Origin of the sequence: Dietzia cinnamea NBRC 102147 (genome assembly GCF_001571065.1) — a bacterium.
In the GTDB taxonomy this organism is placed as follows: domain Bacteria; phylum Actinomycetota; class Actinomycetes; order Mycobacteriales; family Mycobacteriaceae; genus Dietzia; species Dietzia cinnamea.
This window is the reverse complement of the sequence record NZ_BCSW01000113.1, coordinates 1-2,803: the sequence shown is the minus strand read 5'-3', so window position 1 is coordinate 2,803 and position 2,803 is coordinate 1. Positions and strand designations below refer to the sequence as shown.

2 protein-coding genes are annotated in these 2,803 nt (G+C 58.1%); both read right to left on the bottom strand.

Annotated elements, in window-relative coordinates; all coding sequences use genetic code 11:
* On the bottom strand, positions 1-2,344 hold a 2,344-nt coding region (locus tag DCI01S_RS17460), incomplete at its 3' end, for a CLIPPER-2 domain-containing protein (RefSeq protein WP_218001335.1).
* Between the two features lie 172 nt (positions 2,345-2,516).
* Positions 2,517-2,803 (bottom strand): transposase (locus tag DCI01S_RS16285; protein WP_244881774.1); only part of this gene is annotated, 287 nt, incomplete at its 5' end.

Sequence of the window (2,803 nt, the reverse complement as noted above, 5' to 3'; positions counted from 1 at the left end):
AACCGGTCGAACCCAGGGAACCAAGCGAACCGAGGGATCCCAGGGATCCTAGGGAACCCAAGGAACCGAGCGAGCCGACAGATCCCGCCGAACCGAGCGACCCTCCGCAACAGATTCCGTCCTTCTCGAACGTCACAGTCGCACTATCCTCGTTCGACTTCACGTTCTCATCAGCCGGAGTTTTGCCGGTGGCAACTGCCGTGTTGTCGACCTTTCCTGCCTTCGCGTCGTCCGTAGTCGTCGTGTAAGTCGCGGTACAGGACGCTGAGTCGCCCGGAGCCAGTTCCGTAACGGGGCACTCGACCACAGGCTTCGTTCCGGTGCCGGTGAACTCAAGTTCCGTCACACCCACATCCTTCAGCGTCACATTGCCGATATTCGTGACGACGAATTTGTAAGCGACCTCATCGCCGGCGCTGAGACCGCTCTCAGGCGAAGCTGTCTTGACCAAGGTTAGATCTGACGTCGTTTCGCCCTTCACCTCAGCCGGAGCCTCCGGCGACGTAACCTGCTCGCCCGAGGGCGGAGTACCCACAGCCTTCGCCACGTTCTTCACAACGCCCGCATTGACATCCGCTTGCGTCAACTCATACGTCGCCAAGCAGTTCGTCGACTCGCCCGGCGCCAACTCGCTCGCATCACACTCGATCTCCGACAGCGTGCCGGTGCCCGAGAAGGTGCCCTCATCCACCGCCACATTCGTCAGCGTGACGTTGCCCGAGTTGGTGACCACGAACCGGTACGTGACCTTCTCGCCTGCCTTCCACGGCGCACCCTCGTCCTGCGCAGCCGTCTTCACCAGACCAATGCCGGCAGCCGTTTCGCCCTTCACCTCAGCGTCATCCGTTGCCTCAACCTGCACACCCTCGGGGGATGTACCCACTGCCTTCGCAGCGTTTAACACGCTGCCAGTGTCTATATCAGCTTGCGTCAATGTGTACTCCGCAGAGCATTTAGCTTCAGCTCCTACAGCCAGCTCTGCTACGTCACACGTAATCACGGGAGTCGTACCGCTGCCCGAAAACGAGACCTCTTCTACAGCTACATTGGTCAGCGGCTGATTGCCGGTGTTCGTGGCCGTGAACGAGTACTTAACCTTCTGTCCCGCTGCCCACGACCCCATCAACTCGGCATCTTTCACGAGCTTGATATTTGGTTTCTTAGCTGTGTTTGTGAACCTGCACGACACGCTTCGCCCACTGTCAGGAGTGAATGTCGCTGTTTTTTCTGTGCCTTCAACGACTGTCACACCCACATCGTCGACACACTTATAACTCGTGTCGTAGTTTGCAAAGTTCGCGGTGCCTGCCGCGGTCTCCGTGACCGTATAGGTCTGGCCAGCCAAGCCCAGAACTGGCCCCACGGAAGCGGTCTGCACGCCTTCAGCGGGGCCGTCAGTGACGGCGGTCGTGCCTTCAGTCAGGCCGGCGCCGGAAATCTTTAGGCCAAATTGGTCTGTGGGTTCAAAGCGCCCCGCGGGGAGATCCTTGTCCAGCTTAATACTGACCGGGTTGCTGCACGAAGCCATGTCGGTCATGTTTGGCCTGTTCGGAACCGCACTCTTCAACTGACCGTTGCTCGGATCAACTTGGCGCAGGAAAGCACTGGAACCGACGTACAAGTAACCGTCTGGACCGAACGCGATTGAGTTCGCTGAGGCGAACTGTGGCGTCAAAGCAGTGACCTGGGTCCCGGTTACCGTTACCGAACCCGTCGTAGGCATGGGCCCGTCAACGGACCAGATGCCACCTTCGGTATTTGAGGCGGCGACGACATACATATTTCCGCCAGCGTCGAAAGCGAGGTCACCATTCCTGCCTTTCGAGCCCGGAAGATTGACAGTCATCACCTTAACGGGCGCAACAGCAGGCGTAGCAGGGTTGTAACCGTGAAGCGTGAGGGTGTCGTTGCTGCCACCTAGTCCGCCGTAGTAAAACCAACCGTTGGCGGGGTTGATTGCACCATGGGTAGATACTGCGACAGGACTTTCAACTCTGGATGTCGTATCCGTCGTAGCATTCCAGTTGTAGACATAGTTTGTAAGGTTATTACTCGATCCTTCGGTCGCGGTATAAATCGCATACGCGCCCCCCGTACCGATACCCAATTGGTTGTGCCGGCTTGAGCCTTCAAGTTTGAAGGAATCTGATGACAACCCGGTCGTAGGATTAATTTTTTTAGCGTAGTTTCCACCTCCATCCACCGAATAGAGTGAGTCACAGGTAAGATTGCCTCGCGCTGCCTGTGCAGTTGAAGCGGGGACGGCGGCAATCGAAACTAGAGCCACCAAGGTGGCTACCACGGTTAAACGCAGACTTTGCATGAGGCCGTTAAGTATCCACATATAGGCACCTTCCCATTTCCAAGTCTCATGACCGTGCGCAACAGCCGTGCTAGCCGAAAGCTTAACCTAATCACGGCAGATTTTAGCGAGCTTCACAGGCTGACCTTCTGTGACACTACACTGATATTCGTCGAGCTCCAACCGTTTATTGGCTTCGCATCTGAGCGTGGGGTCAGGTCCGTAGCCCGCCGGCGATGAGGAGCATCCGCAGGCGATAGTTGTCGCGGTTGCGGTAGCCGCGGGCCAGGCGCCGGTGGAGTTCGATGAGGCCATTGATCGCTTCGGTTCCTCCGTTGTTGGAGCGGCCGGTGGTCCAGTACGCGAGGAAGGCGGCCTTCCACTTGCGGAGCGTTCGTCCTAGCCCCGCTGATTCATGGAGTGTGAGGACGGCTTCTGCCGGGTGACGGTGGGTGCGATTGCGTCTATGGGCGTGCGGGAGCGCCGGCTGGCGCTGCCGGT